Below are 17,191 nucleotides of genomic sequence, written 5' to 3'. Positions count from 1 at the left end.
TCTAAAGGGTGTGTTAGGCATCGAGCCGTGTGGCTTTTGGACGGGCGTCTTCCGGCATGCTGCCGGTCACCAGATAGACCACCTGCTCGGCAATCGCAGTGACATGGTCGCCCATGCGCTCGGTGTTTTTCGCCATAAAATGCAAGTGCATACAGGGCGTTATGTAGCGTGGATCTTCCATCATGAAGGTCAGGAATTCGCGAAACAAGGCGTTGTACATCTGATCCACGCTTTCATCCCGTTCCAGCACATCCCGCGCCAAATCCACGTCGCGCTGAATAAAGGCGTCTAGCACATCTTTCAGCATCAGCTGAACTTCATGGGCCATGCGTTTGAGCGACGCATGCGCGCCTTCAACCTGCTCCATATGCACCAAAACAGAGGTCCGCTTGGCCATGTTTTTTGCATAGTCGCCAATGCGTTCCAGGTTGCCGGCAATCTTCATCACCGACAGCACCACCCGCAAATCCACTGCTGCAGGTGCCCGCAACGCAATCAAATTGGCGCAACGTTCGTTGATCAATTCTTCCAGCCCATCGATGGCTTTGTCAGCCGCCCTCACCTGCTCCGCAAGTTCTTGATCCCGAGCCACCATTGCGTTGGCTGCCTCGCCAATCGCGGCTTCGACAAGCCCACCCATTTTCATCACATGGGCCTGAATGCCTTCCAGATCGCGGTCAAAGGCGGACACAATATGTTGGTCGTTCATGGTCTCTCTCCTTAGCCGATCCGGCCAGTGATGTAGCTTTCAGTGCGTTCATCTTTGGGGGTTGTGAAAATCTGGGAAGTGTCGCCGTATTCCACCAAATTGCCGAGGTGGAAGAAGGCTGTCTTTTGGCTTACACGGGCCGCCTGCTGCATTGAGTGGGTCACAATCACCACAGAAAACTGGTCGCGCAGCTCGTCGATGAGTTCTTCGACTTGAGCTGTGGCAATTGGGTCCAGTGCGGAACAAGGCTCATCCATCAACAGCACTTCCGGCTCGGTTGCCACGGCGCGCGCGATGCACAGACGCTGCTGTTGACCTCCAGACAGGCCGGTTCCTGGCGCGTGCAAACGGTCTTTCACTTCGTTCCAGATCGCCCCACGGCGCAGGGATTTCTCAACGATTTCGTCGAGCTCGGCTTTGTTCTTTGCCAAACCATGGATACGTGGCCCGTAGGCGATGTTGTCGTAAATCGACTTCGGAAATGGGTTTGGCTTCTGAAACACCATGCCCACTTTGGCGCGGAGTTGTACCGGATCGACGCGTTTGTCGTAGATATCCTCGCCATCGATTTTGATATCACCTTCGACGCGACACACATCAATTGTGTCGTTCATCCGGTTGATACAACGCAGGAAAGTTGACTTTCCGCAACCGGACGGGCCAATGAAGGCGGTTACGGATTTGGCTTCGATATTCACGTTCACATCTTTGATCGCGTGGGTGTCGCCATAATAAACCTGCACATTGCGGGCGGAGATTTTGGTGTCGTTCTGGTTCACGTCGGTCCCCAGTTTTTCAGTGTCATACATGAGAGAGTTCCTTCGCTTACCAACGGCGTTCAAACCGGCGGCGCAGGAGTACTGCAAGAGTGTTCATTGTGATGAGGAAGATCAAGAGAATGATGATCCCGCCCCAGGCGCGTTCGTAGTAGGCTGGGTCGGCCCGTTTGGCCCATTCGTAAATCTGGGCTGGCATCGCGGAGTTCGGCGACATCAGGCCTTCGACCACGCCACCGGGCGGGTTTGAGGCGATATAGCCCACCATGCCGATCAACAAGAGCGGCGCAGTTTCACCCAGCGCTTGCGCCAATCCAATGATGGTACCGGTCAGAATGCCTGGCGCGGCCAGCGGCAGCACGTGGTGGAACACGGACTGCATTTTGGAGGCCCCTACCCCCAGCGCCGCATCGCGAATACTCGGCGGTACGGCTTTGAGCGACGCGCGGGTCGAGATGATGATCGTTGGCAAGGTCATCAGTGTCAGCACCAGCCCGCCCACTAGAGGCGCAGATTGCGGCAAGTGCATGAATTGGATGAACACCGCCAAACCGAGGATACCGAACACGATTGATGGCACTGCAGCGAGATTGGAGATGTTCACCTCAATCAAGTCGGTCCAACGGTTCTTCGGTGCAAATTCCTCGAGGTAGATCGAAGCAGCCACACCAATCGGCAAGGCCAAGAAAAGCACCACCAGCATCATGAAAAGCGAGCCAATCATCGACACACCGATCCCGGCCTGTTCTGCGCGGCTCTCAGAGGCATCCGCACCAAAGATAAACGCCGGGTTGAAGCTTTTCTTCACCACGCCGATCTCTTTAAGCCCGTCGACAATATCCAGATGCTCCGCATCGATATTCTTGTCACGCGCCAGATGCTCACGGTGCACACGTCCTTTCAGGTAGCCATCCACCCGGCTGGACGCGAGGAAGCGGAATTCCACAGTCTGCCCAATCAGCGCCGGATTATCGATCACGGCCTGACGCACTTGCGCCGCGGCAGAGGCCGAAATCAGCGCCTTCATTTCTTTGGACTTCTTCAGTGGCGTTTCAATGCCCGCACCCTCAACCGCTTTCAAAACCGCTTTTTGGATCAGCGGGTTGTAGCCAAAGGTCGAGACCTTCTTGATGTCATCAATGTTGCGGTTGCCCTTTTTGTCGAGCTTCGCTTCGTCCAAGTAAACCGGCACGTTGATAAACGTCTGCTGAAACGCGCCCAGACCGTTGGTCAGGATCGCAAACAACAGCACGATCAAGAAAATGATGCCCGTGGCAATCGCTGCCACACCATACATGCGGAAGCGTTTCTCAGCAGCGTTGCGCTTCTTGGTGCGCGCGTCGATTTCATGCAGCGAGCCAGACTTGGGCGCGCCACCTGCGTTGGGAAGACTTGCGTCGGTCATTCGTACTGCTCCCGATATTTGCGCACAATGAAGAGCGCGAGCACGTTAAGGGCTAGGGTCAAAACAAAAAGGGTGATGCCCAGGGCAAAGGCAACCAGCGCCTCTGGTGAGGCAAAGTCACTGTCGCCGGTCAACTGCGAGACGATTTTGGCGGTCACGGTGGTCATGGCTTCAAACGGGTTGAGCGACAACCGCGCCGCGGCCCCTGCCCCCATGACCACAATCATGGTTTCCCCAATCGCGCGGGATGCCGCCAAGAGCACCGCACCCACGATGCCCGGCAGGGCCGCTGGGATCACCACCTGTTTGATGGTTTCAGACTGCGTCGCGCCAAGGCCATAAGAACCATCTCGCATCGCCTGTGGCACCGCGTTGATGATGTCATCAGACAGCGAGCTCACAAAGGGGATCAACATGATGCCCATCGCGATCCCGGCGGTCATCACCGCCCGGCCACCGCTCATCCAGCCCAGACCGTCCTGCCCAAACACCGATACCAGCATCGGCCCGATCGTTAGCAGAGCAAACAGACCGTAGACGATGGTCGGAATACCCGCGAGGATCTCCAGCATCGGCTTGGCAATGCTGCGAATGCGCGGCGTGGCGTATTCCGACAGATAGATCGCCGCAAACAAGCCAATTGGCACGGCCACCAGCAGCGCGATGATCGAAATATAAAGCGTACCCCACAGCAGCGGCAGAATGCCCAGCTTGGAAGATCCGCCACGTCCAGAAAAGCTGGGCGCCCATTCCGGCGAGAAGAAGAAGTCCAGCGCTGGGTAAAGCCGGAAAAACTCGATGGTGTTGAACACCAGAGACAGCACAATTCCGATGGTGGTCAGGATCGCCACCGAGGCCGCCGCAATCAGCAGCATCAGAATGCCACGCTCCACCGCGTTTCGCGCCTTAAAGTCTGGCTTGCTCTGCATCGCGGCCACACCTGCCGCCGCAAGGGCGACGCCAAGTGCCACAATGCTCATCAGCAAGGCGCCGGTGGCATGCATCGATCGGAAGGCCTGCGCCGCGTTCAGCAGCGATTGGGAAACCTCGCTGGTCACTACTTGGCCTGCGTCTTTCAACAGTTGGGTCACAGCGGCACTGTCGGCATTGGTATCCCGCGCCATCGCGTCGCTCATCACACCTGCCGCCACGGCATTCTCAATGCCATTGGCGGTACGCCGCACCTCTGCCATCACCAGCCCCATGTTGGAGCCTTCTTTGATCTCGCTCTCAGGGATCATGCCCGCAATGCTGCTCTGCAACACCATCGGCTGCGCAATCAGCCACAAGGCCACCACACCAAAAACCGGAACCGTGACTTTCATGAACACGTTCCAGCCATAATAATTCGGCAGGGAATGCAGTGATCGGATGTCACCACCAGCACTGCTCAACGCGCGCTGTCTCCCAAAAACAAAGCCGACGACCGCAATCGCCAGCACAGATACACAGAGCCAAAGAAGAGGCATTGGTCCCCCAAAAGTCTTGTTTCAAGACTTGCTAAGTTGAGAAGAGGCGACGACACGCGCCGCCTCTTCGAAGTTTCAAAGCCTGACTGGCTTACATGCCGCCCATGACGGCTTCAGCTGCAACAGCTTCCTGCGTGTCAACCAGCGCTGGGTCGGACACGAGACCGTACTCTGCCAGAGGGCCGTCACCACCTGCGATTTCGTCAGAGATGAAGAACTCCGCGTATTCTTTCAGGCCTGGGATCACGCCGATGTGCGCTTTCTTCACGTAGAAGAACAGTGGGCGGGACACAGGGTATTCACCGGTGGAGATGGTCTCGGTGGAAGGCTCAACGCCTGCCATGGTCGCCACTTTCAGCTTGTCGGTGTTGTTTTCGTAGAACGCCAGACCAAACACGCCGATGCCATTTGCGTTGGCGTCGATGGAGGCCAGGGTTTCGGTGTAGTCACCATCGATGTCCACGGCGCGGCCGTCAGACATCACTGCTAGACATGCATCTTCTGCGTCGTCTTCAGACATGCCAGCAGCCATCATCGCTTCGAAGGCGCCAGTGGCTTCACAGCCTGCGGCCACAACTTTTTCTTCAAACACTTCACGGGTGCCGTGCTTGGTGCCTGGGATGAAAGCCAAGATGTCTTCAGAAGGCAGGTCAGGGTTGAAGTCAGACCACTGCTTGTGTGGGTTATCAACCAGTTTGCCGTCTACCATCACCTTTGGGGCCAGCGCGTTGAAGATGTCGGACTGAGTGAACTGGGTGTAAGCAGGGCCGTTCAGCTGGGAAGCAAACACGATGCCATCATAACCGATGCGGACTTCGATGATGTCGGTCACGCCGTTTTCGGCGCAGGCCTTGATCTCTTTTTCACGGATCTTGCGGGACGCGTTTGCCACGTCGGTGTGCTCGGTGCCAACACCCTGGCAGAAGCGCTTCAGACCTGCGGACGACCCACCGGATTCAACAACCGGGGTTGGGAAGTCAAAGTTTTCACCGAAAGCTTCCGCCACGATGGAGGCGTAAGGCAAAACGGTGGAAGAACCGGCGACCTGTACTTGGTCACGCGCGGCGGCAGAAGTGGCGGCAACGGCCGCGATGGCCAGAGCAGAGGCAGTCAGTTTGACGGACATAAGTGTAACTCCATTTGATCCAGACTGTTCGTCGACAGTCTCGAGCGACGATCTAAAGTGCCTGGTCAAAGCTTTTGTGACGCATATGTAACAGCTGTGTGACAAATCGCGTTTTTTGTGACGCCCAAGTAAAATGTCGACTTAGGCGGCAGGGAGTACCACACTGAAAACACTGCCTTTTCCTAAAGTGCTTTCAATCTTCAATCGGCCGCGATGGCGATTAATGATATGTTTCACAATTGCCAGTCCCAAGCCGGTGCCGCCCATTTCCCGCGATCTGTGAGAATCGATTCTGTAAAACCGCTCTGTTAGACGTGCGATATGAATGGTGTCGATACCGGGGCCATTGTCTTTCACCGACACCATCCAGCCCTCGCCGCGTAGGCCAGCCTGCGATTGCACCTGCGTAAGGCTCACCTCCACATGCGTGCCCTGCCCGCCATATTTCAGCGCGTTCTCTACAAGATTGGTGATCACTTGCAAAAGCTGGTCCGGATCGCCCGGCACAACAACAGGCGCCACCGCATCTTTGTAGGTCACTTTGCTTTGGTTGCTCTCCGCCAAAGGTGACAGGTTGCGGATCACTGCACGAATAATCTGATCGAGATTGACCGGATCAGTGGGCCGCATGCGGGAGACTTCCTCAACTCGGCTCAAAGACAGTAAATCTCCAACCAGCCGGTTCATACGGCTGGCCTCCTCGGACATAATGCTGAGAAACCGTTCTGTGGCAGCGCTGTCGCCCCGTGCTGGCCCCTGAAGTGTCTCTACAAACCCTAGGATCGCGGTCAGTGGCGTACGCAGCTCATGGCTGACATTCGCCACAAAATCTCGCCGCATCTGGTCAAGCTGTTGTACCTCAGTGACATCCTGAAAACAGATCATCACCCCTTTGGTGCGCATGCTTGGCGCAACGAGTCGCCCGCCGGAAGCCGCCACCAAATCCACCGGTGACACTTTAACGTCAAAGCGATGTTCTTGCGGGCCATCGTTGTGTGCATAGATCGCCCTATGGCTTTTGCCATCTTTCAAGCAGGCATCCACCGCGCTGTTTAGGCTGGGTTGGCGGAACACCACAATCAACGGCCGATCATCATCCGCATGTGGATTGAGCTTCACCGCGGCTTCATTGCCCGCCAATATGCGCGCTTGTGCATCAACCAGCACCGCTGGAAGCGGTACGGCCTCTAGATAGCTCTTGTAAAAATCATGCGGCATCGCCCCGCTCCCGTCCGTTCCGTCCTGCATTGCCCGACACGGGGCACATTAACCCCACGGCTCAAACCGTTTTACTGTAACAGTTTTATGACAGAACGTCTTTGGCAGGAGAAAACCTGCCGTCAAGCCTCGCGCAGCCCCGCTTTGAAGCGTCTTGCGTTTGCTTGGTAATGCTTCGCCGACATTGTCAGACCGGTAATCGCAACCTCATCCAACTGGCGCACGACCTTGCCCGGCGCGCCCATTACCAGGCTGCCATCCGGGATTTCCTTGCCTTCCGTGATCAACGCCCCTGCCCCGATCAGGCAGTTTTTCCCAATCTTCGCACCATTGAGCACGGTCGCACCCATGCCAATCAAGCTGTTGTCGCCAATGGTACAGCCATGCAGCATGGCTTTGTGGCCAATTGTGCAGTTCTTACCGATCGTCAAGGGGTAGCCGGGATCGGTGTGCATCACCGTGTTTTCCTGTACGTTGGATCCGGCGCCAACTGTGATGGTCTCATTGTCGCCTCGCAGCGTGCTACCAAACCAGACCGAGGTGTCCGCTTCAAGCACCACATTGCCGATCACATTGGCATCCGGTGCAACCCAGCTGCTGTCGTCCTGCTTAGGCGCAACACCATCCAACTCATACATCGGCATTAGGACATCTCCTGAAATTCGTTTTGCAACCCATTCACGTGGCCTTGCAGCGCAGGTTGCTGTTCACGGCGCATGCGCTCAGCCGCAATAATGGTCTTCAGCTGTGCCTCTGTCGCGTCCAAATCATCATTCACCAGCACATAATCATAAGAATGCCAGTGGCTGATCTCATCCCAGCTTTTCTGCATCCGCTTATCAATCACATCTTCACTGTCCTGCGCACGGCTCACCAAACGGCGGTGCAGCTCTTTGATCGATGGCGGCAGAATAAAGATCGACAGCGCGTGTTTGCCCAAATCGGAATTGCGGATCTGCGCCTCACCTTGCCAGTCCACGTCAAACAGCACGTCATTGCCGCTTTCAATGGTCTCACGTACTGGGCCCGCTGGCGAACCGTAGAAGTTACCAAAAACGTGGGCGTGCTCCAGCATTTCACCCTCCGCCACCTGCCCTTTAAAATCATCTTCAGACAGGAAGTAATACTCGCGGCCGTGCTCCTCTCCGGGACGTGGCGACCGCGTGGTGGCGGATATCGAGAAACTCAAACCAGTGTCCCATTCCATCAACCGCCGTGCGAGCGTTGATTTCCCCGCGCCAGAGGGAGAAGATAGAATGATAAGCAGGCCACGTCGCTGGGTCATGTGATTATTCCACGTTTTGAACTTGTTCTCTCATCTGGTCGATCACGGCCTTGAGGTCCAGCCCAATCCGCGTCAAATCCACCGACTGAGCCTTGGAACACAGCGTATTGGCCTCACGGTTGAATTCTTGCATCAGGAAGTCGAGCTTCCGGCCAACCGGGCTGCCTTTTGCAATCAATTCGCGCGCGGCCGTGACATGGGCCCGCAACCGGTCCAACTCCTCCATCACATCCGCTTTGACCGCCAGCATGGCCAATTCTTGCGCCACGCGCCCTTCGTCAACACCGTCAGCATTCTCCAAAACCCGTGCGAGATTGGACTTCAGCGTGTCAGCCACCTCTTCGCGACGCGCTTCGGCCGCCTCCGCGGCTTGTTGAGTCAGGTCAGACACCTGCTCCAACTGATCGCTCATGACCGCTTCCAAGGCCGCGCCTTCTGTGACGCGCATCTCTTTGAAACTGGCCAACAGCTCGGGCAATTGCGCAGTGATTGCTGCCAAGAGCGCTTTGCTGTCGGTTTCATCCACCGCTTGCTCCATCACTCCGCGTTGCGACAACAGATCGCTCGCTTTGGACGGTGCGAGCGAGATACCCTTGTCCATGGCCCGCTCTTCGACGGCCTGAAGTGCCGCCAGCACCGCTTCCACCTGTGCCACATTGACCGCCAGCGCGCCGGTCTCGTCATCGCGATTGACCCGCAGAGACAGGTTCACAGATCCCCGCGCCATACCTTTGGACAAGGCGCCACGCACCGCCGGCTCCAGCCCTTCAATCCAATCTGGCACACGCAGGCGCAGATCAAGCCCTTTGGCATTTACGCTCCGCAAATCCCAGGTCCAGCTGTGTCCCTGCCCCTCACCCTTAAGGCTTGCGTATCCGGTCATAGACTCCAGCACGGGACGTCCTCCTGCAATTTCAGTTGCGTAACAGCTAAATCTATTCCTGCGTGAAGAGCAACGTTAACGGCGCAAACGGTTAACCATTGAAATCATTTTTTATCGCAAATCCGCTAAAATGTGAGATAACTGATTTACAAGTTGTTTACGACTTTGAGCAAACGGCAACAGAAACCGGCTCAAAGACGCGAGTGAGAGTTCAAAGTTCAGACGTAGAGTTTTTTCCTTGGGGGGAAGAGCATGAGAATTTTTGGTGACGGAAAATCCAGCGCGGCAAAGGTGCACAGCATCGCCGTGATGCAGGATGTAAAAGCTTACTGGGACGGCCTGCGCGACGGGCACCCGGTGCCCTATCGCAGCGACGTGGACCCACGCCAAATTCAGAAAGTGCTCAAGCACGCGTTCATTCTGGAACGCATCGCACCGGGCATGGCGCGCCTGCGGGTGTCCTGCAACACGCTCACCGATGTGATGGGCATGGACATGCGCGGCATGCCCATGTCCGCGCTGATCAACGAAGCGTCTCGCGACAGCTTTGGTCAAGCGTTGGAAAAAGTCTTTGCTGCGCCAGCAATTGGCCGTCTGGAAATGAGCACTACCCGTGGCTTCCGCCGCAACGGTCTAAACGCTGAAATGATGCTCCTGCCGCTGCGCTCTGACAGTGGCGAAGTGAACCGCATTCTCGGCGCCATCACCGTGGACGGAGATCTGGGCCGCGCACCGCAGCGGTTTGATCTGGAAGGCAGCTTCCTGCGCCGGATCGACATGCCAAGCACCAGCATTCTTTCTGACACCATGGCGACACCTCAGCCTCAGAAAGTCGAAATCACCACCCCGGCTGGAATCAAGCCTGCGCAAGAGCACGCCAAGACACCGGCCACGCCGCGCCTTGCTCCAACCCGGCATCCGCACCTGCGGGTGGTTGTGTCGGACGACTAGAAGAAATCTGGTCTCACAAAGAAGGCGGGGTCTACTGGACATGGCACCCCGCCTTTTTTTGTGTCTGCACTTCAGAATATGAATATCTGCAGACAAGTGCTTTGCGGCTATTCTGTTTTCTCAACCCACAAGCGAACCGCTTTTAAGCACCCAAATGCAAATATACCCTTCGGTTCCGCTTGCCTTTTTTCTCGATCTTGCCAACCCGCACCCGGCCAATCTCGCCTGTACTGGCTACATGTGTGCCGCCGCAGGGTTGCAAATCCACCTGTTCATCCTCGGTACCAATCCGTACCAAACGGACCTGTCCCGCACCTTTGGGCGGGGCCACAGACATGGTCTTGACCAACCCCGGATTGGCTTCCAGCTCCGCATCCGTAATCCAGTCTTCAGTGACAGCCAAATCCCGATCAATCAGGGCATTCAACGCATCACTCAGCGCCTGTTTGTCTTCCGGCGCCTCCGGCATGTCAAAATCCAACCGGCCTTTTTCAGCGCCAATGGATCCTCCAGTCACCGGCAAAGGAATAACCACGGACAGCAAATGCAGGGCCGTGTGCACCCGCATGTGGCGATGCCGCCTACCCCAGTCCAGAACTTGGGTCACATCGGTGCCGATCGGTGGCAGCTCTTCCGGCGCAGACGGCACCAATGCAATCTCACCCTCCAAGGTTTTCACTGTTGTGGCAATCTCGGTGCTGTGCCCATCCCACTCCAAACGCCCACTGTCTCCCGGCTGCCCGCCGCTGGTGGCATAAAATAGCGGCGCATCCAGCAAGATCCCCCCCTCAGGTGTATGGCCAATCACCACGCCAATCGCCTCTTTCAAATAGGCGTCTTCCAAAAACAAAAGTTTGCTCATCGGCCGTCTCCGTCCCCATCTCCGTCCACGCCATCCATGTCATCCAGGTCCGGCGGTGTTGGCGTTGCGTTTGCAGGCGAATGCATTTTCGCCACCGGCGCTTTGGGCGGGTTTGCAGCCCGTGCTTCGCCATTCAAAGCTTCTGGATTGCGGAGCCAAAGATCACGCTGGGCAAAGGGTATCTCGATCCCTTCCTCCACAAAACGACGGGCGATTTCATGGTTCAGGTCGCTCTTCACCGTCAACATCCAATTCACATCCCGCAGAATGGCGCGAATTTCAAAATCCAGCGAGTCCGCGCCAAACCCCTGAAACACCACCGCTGGCGCCGGATTGGCCAACACCATCGGGTGCCCCTCGGCAATCTCGCGCAGGATGCCTTCCACCCAGCGTGTGTCCGTTCCATAAGCCACCCCAACGGGCACAATCACCCGCCCAACGGTGTTGCCGCGTGTGTAATTCGTCACCGTGCCGGAAATCAGATCACTGTTTGGGATCACCACGTCAGAGCGATCAAATGTCTCAATCCGTGTCGAGCGCACAGAGATATCGCGCACATAGCCCATCTGGCCATTCACATCGATCCAGTCGCCCTCACTGACAGGGCGTTCAATCAACAGGATGATACCGCTCACAAAATTCGACACGATGTTTTGCAGGCCAAAACCTATGCCCACGGAGAGTGCACCCGCAAACAGTGCAATATTACCAAGGTTAATCCCGGCCACCGTCAAAGCAATCAGCGCCGCCAGAAAAATCCCGATATACCCGGCGCCAGAAACCACCGCCGTCTGCCCGCCCGCATCCAAACGGGTCTTCGGCAGAATATTGTCGCGCAGAAAGCTCTGCGACAGTCGGGTGACCGCATGGCCAAAGGCATAGACCACGATCAACAGCAGGATATTCTCCGGCGATAAGATCAGGTCACCAAACTGCAAACCATCCGTGATGTTGCGCCAGATTTGCTTCAGATCTGAAACCTGCGCGCCCCAGGACATCAGGAAAATTGGCAGCGACAGGATCACAATGCCGATCCCCGCCAGCACTGCCGCCAATGGGCTGTCATCATCATCCCGGCCGTTTAAGGCGGAGAAAATCTTCTGAATGACCCGTTGTGCCACCAGTAAAAAAGCCACTAAAAACACGGTGCGTGTGCTGGAAAACACCAGATAGCTGGCCCCGCGCGTCAACCCGATGGTGGCCAAAATGCTGCCAACCAGTGACACCAGAACCGTGTAGCGACCAAGCAGCGACACCAACTGACCAATCGCTGTCAGCGGCCCGTCTTCTTCAGCGCGCATCGATCCCGCATGGCGGGTCACAAGCAGTCCTAGGCGGCCAAGGTAAAAGGCAGCAGTGACGGTGATGACAAAGAACACCACCGACTCAGTGCCGTGCGTCCAGCTTTCATAGCGGGCCAATTCGACAAACAGAGAGCTGAACGCCAGCGTGGCCCCAAGTACCGTACTGGCCCGGCGTCCTTTGCGCTTTTCCGCATCGGTCAGGTTGACCAGCAGCAAGGGCCGCTCGTTGCGTGAAAACACCCGTTCACCCAACCACCGCGCACTCAACAACTCAAAGGTCATCAGCGGCAAAATAGAGAGCACAACATCGCCCCGTAGCCCAGGCAAATCGGTGGCGTAAACCGCTTTGGAGAATGCAAAAACACCCAGCATCGGCAAGATGACCTGCCCATAAGACAGCAGGAAAACGGCAATCCAACGTGTCGCCGATAGATGCACACGGTCACGGATCATGCTCTGCAGAGCCTTTTCGGTCCAGCGCATTCCGCGAGTCAGCAGCACAAAGGCAATTGCCAGATAGAACAACATCTGTGGCAGCGACTTGCGCAGCTCGTTGCGTTGTTTTTCATGCACCCAGCCGGTCTGGAACTCCAACGCAATAAGCCGAAAGGACTCGCTGAGTTCTCTAAAGGCTGGCGCCCACAACTCCGGTTTTAGTGGAAACGGGCCAGGCTCCAGCAGAATTTGCGTCTGCCGGTCGCGCAGCAACACATCAATAGACCGGATTAGCTCTTCCGCTTCGGTCAGCGCCAGTTCCGCCCGTCGCACAGGCGCTTTGGCCTCTGACAGCGACAGCTCCAATTGCCGCCGTTCCTCGGCCACATCTTCAGGTTCGCCGCCTTCCGGCACCGGCCCCAGACGCTCCATCTGCGCCTCAAGCGTGGTTACGGATATCCGAGACCGTGAACTCTCGTCACCAAAGTCTTCACTCCATAGCAAAAGCTGACCGCGTAGCGTGTCCATCGCTGCTTCGGAGGCGCGATCATTATCGATGGCTTCAGCGGCGCGGTCCGCAACCCGCCGCCATTCGCCATAGTCAGGAGGTAAAGTGCCCTGCGCCCAAACTACCGTGACCCAAACGGTCAGAACCGTGACCGCAACACTCAGAAACTTGGCCAGTGGGCGCATTATGGGACTGCCTTATACGTCTTCGAACACACCTGGGATGCTGCTTGGGCCTTTGTTGCCCAGCCATGCCGGCGTCGGCAGGCCTTTTTCCTTAAGAAACTCCGGGTTGAACAGTTTGGACTGATAACGCGTGCCGTAGTCACAGAGGATGGTCACAATGGTATGTCCCGGCCCCATTTCTTTGGCCATGCGTACTGCACCCGCCACGTTCACACCGGAAGACCCACCAAGGCACAGTCCTTCATTCTCCAGAAGATCAAATACGTAAGGCAGCGCTTCGTCATCCGAAATCTGGTAGCTCATGTCAGGCGTGAAGCCTTCAAGATTGGCGGTAATACGCCCCTGGCCAATGCCTTCGGTGATCGAGCCGCCTTCGGACTTCAACTCACCGTTGGTGTAAAAGCTGTAGAGCGCCGCGCCCATCGGGTCCGCAAGACCAATTTTTACGCCTTTAGGCTGTAAGGCTTCCGCCACGCCCGCCAAGGTGCCACCCGATCCAACAGCACAGGTAAACGCGTCTACTTTACCACCAGTCTGTTCCCAGATTTCCGGGCCTGTGGTCTCCACGTGGCTTTGACGGTTGGCCACATTGTCAAACTGGTTGGCCCAAATTGCACCGTTTGGCGCAGTCTTGGCCAGTTCCGCAGCCAAACGACCGGAGTAGCGCACATAATTGTTGGGGTTTTTGTAAGGCGCCGCAGGCACCTGAACCAGTTCCGCGCCCGCAAGCCGCAGCATGTCTTTCTTTTCTTGAGATTGCGTCTCAGGGATCACAATAACGGTTTTAAAGCCCATGGACGCGCCCACCAGCGCGAGACCAATCCCGGTGTTGCCAGCTGTGCCTTCGACAATGGTGCCGCCAGGCTTCAAATCACCCCGCGCGATGGCGTCTTTGATGATATACAGCGCGGCGCGGTCTTTGACCGATTGCCCGGGGTTCATGAACTCCGCTTTGCCAAAAATCTCACACCCGGTTTCGTCGCTGACTTTGTTCAGTCGGATCAAAGGGGTGTTGCCAATCGCTTGGGCCAGATCACGGGCGATATGCATGTTGCGCGGTCCTTTATAGATGTCTGAAATCCTGTGTAGGCAAGGCGCGGGGCAAACTCAAGCGGTCCCGCGCAGCCTGTCGCGATGTCGCGCCAACCAAAGCGCCGCCAACACCAATGGCGCATTCACCACTTGCTTGTTGTCCACCATCTGCATCAGCTCCTCAAAGCTGTAAAGATAAGAACAAATGTCTTCCGCTTCATGGGCCAGTCCAGACACCCCGACCACTTCATCAGGCAGGTTCGCCAAGCCTAGGTAAATGTTGTAAAATTCGGTGCTGCAACCAGGTGAGGCATAGCAATTTGCCACCTCGTGTAGAGCGGTCAAATCAAGCCCTGCCTCCTCCTGCGCTTCACGCCGTGCGCAGGCTTCGGGATGCTCATCCGCATCCAAACGTCCAGCGATTGGCTCAAGCTGCCAAGGCAAATCATCGCCACGTGCAAACGGGCCTGGGCGAAACTGTTCGATCAACAAAACGCGATCCCGCACTGGATCATATGGCAGCACAATCACGGCATCCGTGGCCACAAAGACCGCGCGTTTGACCATGTCACTGCGCGCACCGTCGTAGCGGCGGAAGGTCAAGTCATACTCTTCCATCGTGAAAAAATTGGCGTACGGCCGAGTCAAGGCCACGTCACTGACATCTGCGCCTGTCATGCCGCTTGGGCTCACGGCATCGTTGCGCCGTCGCGCTTGCATTTTGGCGGTGGCCCGCGCCTTGATCATGGGCAACATGCGGTCCACCTCGGCGCGGCTCCGCTGCCCAAAGTAGGTCATTTCCTCAACGGCTCTGAGCACGGTCACCTCGCCAAACCGTTTCGCCCAGCCGTCAAGCGACCACGCCCCGGCCGGCACCCAGCCCGCGTTTTCGCTTTTGAATACCTGCGCCGGACAAGTTTGTCCGGTCACTTCTACGGAAACATCCGTCAAATCATAATCGTAACTGCCTTCATAGAACCGGAGCCGCTCAACGCCATCATCGCTCAAGCCACCGATGAACAGGCCAAATGCACGGCTGTCCGAAGGTTTTAGAATGGGGAAATCCTGGCCCTGAACCGCAAACACAGAATGGTCCACCAACTCCGCAGGTCTCAAGTCCAGCGCGCTTGCAGGTTGGCCAAGAACAGCCTCAAGCAGTGGCACGTGTCGCAACGTGCCGTACACAAAAACATTTGTCATGATTTATCCCCAGCGGCGCGCCGCAAAATTTGTAAAAACACCACTCACAATTGCGCCTAGCCCAAGCGTGATCAAGACATTTGGATGCAGCAGATATAGCCCATACTCCATGGAAACCGTGACCGCACGTTCCATCGCTTCCACCGGTTCATCCAACCGCCGCCGCATCGCAAGCCGAAACATCTCGATCAAGCCAAACAAAACCAAAGCCCAAAACACCAGGGCTGCGACCCCGACAATCCCCAATTCCAGGGACCCACTGCGCCCAGCCCGTCGCCCCATCACACGCCAGCCCACAATCAGCCCAACTGCGGAACTGATTAAGGTCATATGGCCAAAGTTTGAGCCTTCTGGCATCTGTGGTTTCACAAACTCCGCCACCAGCCCACCGATAACGGCAAGGCAGAGCGCAGCGACTAACTTATTTGATGTGATCATGTACTGGGCTTAGAAATCGTGATTTGCGTCACGTCGCAGCTTCCACTGCGAAACGCCGCAGCGCAAGAGGTCAGATAAAAATTCCACATGCGGCGGAAGCGCTCATCAAAGCCCATACGCGAGATCCGGTCCCAATGGGCGTTAAACGTGCCGTGCCACCGACGTAAAGTCTGACTGTAACTCTGACCAAACTCAATTGATCCAGCGACAATCAAGCCCGCTTTTGTGACCTCTTCACGCAGGGCGGACGGGCTGGGCAACATGCCGCCTGGGAAAATGTATTTCTGAATAAAATCAACACTCTTCCGATATTGCTCAAACCGCTCTTCGGTTAGTGTGATGATCTGGAGCGTGGCCTTTGCACCTGGTTTCAACCGGTCCCGCACTGCCGCAAAATACACCGGCCAATATTTCTCGCCTACTGCCTCAAACATCTCAATGCTGGCAATACCGTCATAGGTTTCAGTCTCCTCTCGGTAATCTTGCAGCTTGAAATTCACCAGGTGAGAAAGTTCCGCTTTCTCAATGCGTTCCTGCGCGAACTTTAACTGCTCTTCAGAAATGGTCAGCCCCGTGACTTTTAACCCACGTTCCTTGGCTGCGTATTCTGCAAAGCCGCCCCACCCACAGCCGATCTCCAGCACATGGTCACCTGGTTTCACGCCCATCCGATCCACCATACTGGCGTATTTGGCGATCTGCGCATCTTCCATGCTTTCCTGGCCGGTTTTGAAAATCGCCGAGGAGTAGGTCATCGTGTCATCCAGCCACAGACCATAAAACGCGTTGCCCAAGTCATAGTGGTAACTGATGTTTTTCTTAGCCTGACTTTTGGTATTGGTGTTCATCCAGTGGCGCAGCCGTTCAAAGGCGCGCACAAAATACATCCCCGGAAACCCGTCGTACAACGCGTCGTTGTCATGTCGCAAGAAGTCACAAAACGCCTGTAAATCCGGGGTGCTCCACCAGCCTTCCAAGTAAGCTTCACAAAAGCCCAACTCTCCCTCGCGCATCAATCGCGCAAAGGTGTCATTGTTGTGTACATGCATTTCGCATTCCGGACCTGGCTCCGGCCCCAGCGCATGAAACCTGCGCCCGTCCTGCAAGACAAAATCAATCCGCCCATGTTTGATTTTCAGCGCGGTCTCAAACACCGCAGCAAAATAGCGCGGCAAGTTGTCTTCACCTTTGGTCGATGTCAGGTACATAAAGTCCCCCTCTTCCTTGTGTGCTCTAAATGCTAGGCGCGATCAGCGCCTTACGGCAAGTTTTAATTGTTATGGGAGCCCTGCAGTGTAGCGAATGGGGGGCAGTTCTGATCGACATGCAAAAAGATTTCAGAGCCGTTGAACCGGTAACAGACAGGTGCACCCTGCCGCAGGACCGGACGCATCCCCCGCGCCAC

The 17,191-nt window shown here is 56.2% G+C and carries 16 protein-coding genes; 1 reads left to right on the top strand and 15 read right to left on the bottom strand.

Annotation, left to right across the window (positions count from 1 at the left end; all coding sequences use genetic code 11):
- Window positions 1–13: 13 nt before the first annotated feature.
- From phoU to JXR15_RS11655, 9 genes are all read right to left on the bottom strand, one after another.
- A complete protein-coding gene (gene phoU / locus JXR15_RS11695) occupies window positions 14–709 on the bottom strand; it encodes a phosphate signaling complex protein PhoU (RefSeq protein ID WP_422053398.1) in 696 nt (231 codons plus the stop codon).
- Window positions 710–720: 11 nt separating this feature from the next.
- On the bottom strand, window positions 721–1,518 hold the full coding sequence (gene pstB / locus JXR15_RS11690; RefSeq protein ID WP_422053397.1) for a phosphate ABC transporter ATP-binding protein PstB: 798 nt from the start codon (window positions 1,516–1,518) through the stop codon (window positions 721–723).
- A 16-nt stretch (window positions 1,519–1,534) separates the two neighbouring features.
- Window positions 1,535–2,890, bottom strand: a complete 1,356-nt coding sequence (gene pstA / locus JXR15_RS11685) for a phosphate ABC transporter permease PstA (protein ID WP_422053396.1) — start codon at window positions 2,888–2,890, stop codon at window positions 1,535–1,537.
- Window positions 2,887–4,359, bottom strand: coding sequence for a phosphate ABC transporter permease subunit PstC (pstC, locus tag JXR15_RS11680; protein WP_422053395.1), 1,473 nt, complete (start codon window positions 4,357–4,359; stop codon window positions 2,887–2,889). Before pstC ends, pstA begins: the two co-directional genes overlap by 4 nt.
- Before the next feature lie 91 nt (window positions 4,360–4,450).
- Window positions 4,451–5,485 (bottom strand): substrate-binding domain-containing protein, encoded by a 1,035-nt coding sequence (locus JXR15_RS11675; RefSeq protein WP_422053394.1) that lies wholly within the window; start codon window positions 5,483–5,485, stop codon window positions 4,451–4,453.
- 141 nt (window positions 5,486–5,626) lie between these two features.
- The gene (locus JXR15_RS11670; RefSeq protein ID WP_422053393.1) at window positions 5,627–6,703 is read right to left on the bottom strand and encodes an ATP-binding protein; all 1,077 of its coding nucleotides are present in this window, start codon (window positions 6,701–6,703) and stop codon (window positions 5,627–5,629) included.
- Between the two features lie 122 nt (window positions 6,704–6,825).
- Complete coding sequence (locus JXR15_RS11665) at window positions 6,826–7,347, bottom strand: gamma carbonic anhydrase family protein (protein ID WP_422053392.1); 522 nt, start codon at window positions 7,345–7,347, stop codon at window positions 6,826–6,828.
- Entirely contained in the window at window positions 7,347–7,988 is a 642-nt protein-coding gene (gene gmk, locus JXR15_RS11660; protein WP_422053391.1) for a guanylate kinase, read from the bottom strand. The genes JXR15_RS11665 and gmk overlap by 1 nt, the downstream gene beginning before the upstream one ends.
- A 4-nt stretch (window positions 7,989–7,992) precedes the next feature.
- Window positions 7,993–8,883: a YicC/YloC family endoribonuclease gene (locus JXR15_RS11655; RefSeq protein WP_422053390.1), complete on the bottom strand. Its 891-nt coding sequence runs from the start codon at window positions 8,881–8,883 to the stop codon at window positions 7,993–7,995.
- A gap of 240 nt (window positions 8,884–9,123) precedes the next feature.
- On the opposite strand from JXR15_RS11655, the gene JXR15_RS11650 reads away from it, so the two are divergent.
- A complete protein-coding gene (locus JXR15_RS11650; protein WP_422053389.1) occupies window positions 9,124–9,822 on the top strand; it encodes a PAS domain-containing protein in 699 nt (232 codons plus the stop codon).
- A 142-nt stretch (window positions 9,823–9,964) separates the two neighbouring features.
- Here JXR15_RS11650 and JXR15_RS11645 read toward each other — a convergent pair whose 3' ends face one another.
- From JXR15_RS11645 to JXR15_RS11620, 6 genes are read right to left on the bottom strand one after another with little or no spacing between them, the layout of a single operon-like run.
- Complete coding sequence (locus tag JXR15_RS11645; RefSeq protein WP_422053388.1) at window positions 9,965–10,684, bottom strand: alanyl-tRNA editing protein; 720 nt, start codon at window positions 10,682–10,684, stop codon at window positions 9,965–9,967.
- Window positions 10,681–13,116 carry a mechanosensitive ion channel family protein gene (locus JXR15_RS11640; protein WP_422053387.1) on the bottom strand — a complete coding sequence of 812 codons (2,436 nt, stop codon included), beginning with the start codon at window positions 13,114–13,116 and terminating at the stop codon, window positions 10,681–10,683. Before JXR15_RS11640 ends, JXR15_RS11645 begins: the two co-directional genes overlap by 4 nt.
- A 12-nt stretch (window positions 13,117–13,128) precedes the next feature.
- On the bottom strand, window positions 13,129–14,166 hold the full coding sequence (locus JXR15_RS11635) for a cysteine synthase A (protein WP_422053386.1): 1,038 nt from the start codon (window positions 14,164–14,166) through the stop codon (window positions 13,129–13,131).
- A gap of 57 nt (window positions 14,167–14,223) precedes the next feature.
- Entirely contained in the window at window positions 14,224–15,348 is a 1,125-nt protein-coding gene (locus tag JXR15_RS11630; protein ID WP_422053385.1) for an NUDIX domain-containing protein, read from the bottom strand.
- 3 nt (window positions 15,349–15,351) lie between these two features.
- Window positions 15,352–15,786, bottom strand: a complete 435-nt coding sequence (locus tag JXR15_RS11625; protein ID WP_422053384.1) for a TrgA family protein — start codon at window positions 15,784–15,786, stop codon at window positions 15,352–15,354.
- The gene (locus tag JXR15_RS11620) at window positions 15,783–16,994 is read right to left on the bottom strand and encodes a class I SAM-dependent methyltransferase (protein WP_422053383.1); all 1,212 of its coding nucleotides are present in this window, start codon (window positions 16,992–16,994) and stop codon (window positions 15,783–15,785) included. Before JXR15_RS11620 ends, JXR15_RS11625 begins: the two co-directional genes overlap by 4 nt.
- Window positions 16,995–17,191: the final 197 nt, after the last annotated feature.

The sequence above is a fragment of the Shimia sp. genome, assembly GCF_049116215.1.
In the GTDB taxonomy this organism is placed as follows: domain Bacteria; phylum Pseudomonadota; class Alphaproteobacteria; order Rhodobacterales; family Rhodobacteraceae; genus Shimia.
Note: the sequence above shows the minus strand (reverse complement) of the source record. Positions and strands in the feature narration are given on the sequence as shown.

Bases quoted from the DNA above. Each gene is read 5' to 3' on its own strand.
- gmk (WP_422053391.1), bottom strand. From the start codon at position 7,988: ATGACCCAGCGACGTGGCCTGCTTATCATTCTATCTTCTCCCTCTGGC.
- JXR15_RS11625 (WP_422053384.1), bottom strand. From the start codon at position 15,786: ATGATCACATCAAATAAGTTAGTCGCTGCGCTCTGCCTTGCCGTTATC.
- JXR15_RS11665 (WP_422053392.1), bottom strand. From the start codon at position 7,347: ATGCCGATGTATGAGTTGGATGGTGTTGCGCCTAAGCAGGACGACAGC.
- pstA (WP_422053396.1), bottom strand. From the start codon at position 2,890: ATGACCGACGCAAGTCTTCCCAACGCAGGTGGCGCGCCCAAGTCTGGC.
- JXR15_RS11675 (WP_422053394.1), bottom strand. From the start codon at position 5,485: ATGTCCGTCAAACTGACTGCCTCTGCTCTGGCCATCGCGGCCGTTGCC.
- JXR15_RS11635 (WP_422053386.1), bottom strand. From the start codon at position 14,166: ATGCATATCGCCCGTGATCTGGCCCAAGCGATTGGCAACACCCCTTTG.
- JXR15_RS11640 (WP_422053387.1), bottom strand. From the start codon at position 13,116: ATGCGCCCACTGGCCAAGTTTCTGAGTGTTGCGGTCACGGTTCTGACC.
- pstB (WP_422053397.1), bottom strand. From the start codon at position 1,518: ATGTATGACACTGAAAAACTGGGGACCGACGTGAACCAGAACGACACC.
- pstC (WP_422053395.1), bottom strand. From the start codon at position 4,359: ATGCCTCTTCTTTGGCTCTGTGTATCTGTGCTGGCGATTGCGGTCGTC.
- JXR15_RS11670 (WP_422053393.1), bottom strand. From the start codon at position 6,703: ATGCCGCATGATTTTTACAAGAGCTATCTAGAGGCCGTACCGCTTCCA.
- JXR15_RS11620 (WP_422053383.1), bottom strand. From the start codon at position 16,994: ATGTACCTGACATCGACCAAAGGTGAAGACAACTTGCCGCGCTATTTT.
- JXR15_RS11645 (WP_422053388.1), bottom strand. From the start codon at position 10,684: ATGAGCAAACTTTTGTTTTTGGAAGACGCCTATTTGAAAGAGGCGATT.
- JXR15_RS11650 (WP_422053389.1), top strand. From the start codon at position 9,124: ATGAGAATTTTTGGTGACGGAAAATCCAGCGCGGCAAAGGTGCACAGC.
- JXR15_RS11630 (WP_422053385.1), bottom strand. From the start codon at position 15,348: ATGACAAATGTTTTTGTGTACGGCACGTTGCGACACGTGCCACTGCTT.
- phoU (WP_422053398.1), bottom strand. From the start codon at position 709: ATGAACGACCAACATATTGTGTCCGCCTTTGACCGCGATCTGGAAGGC.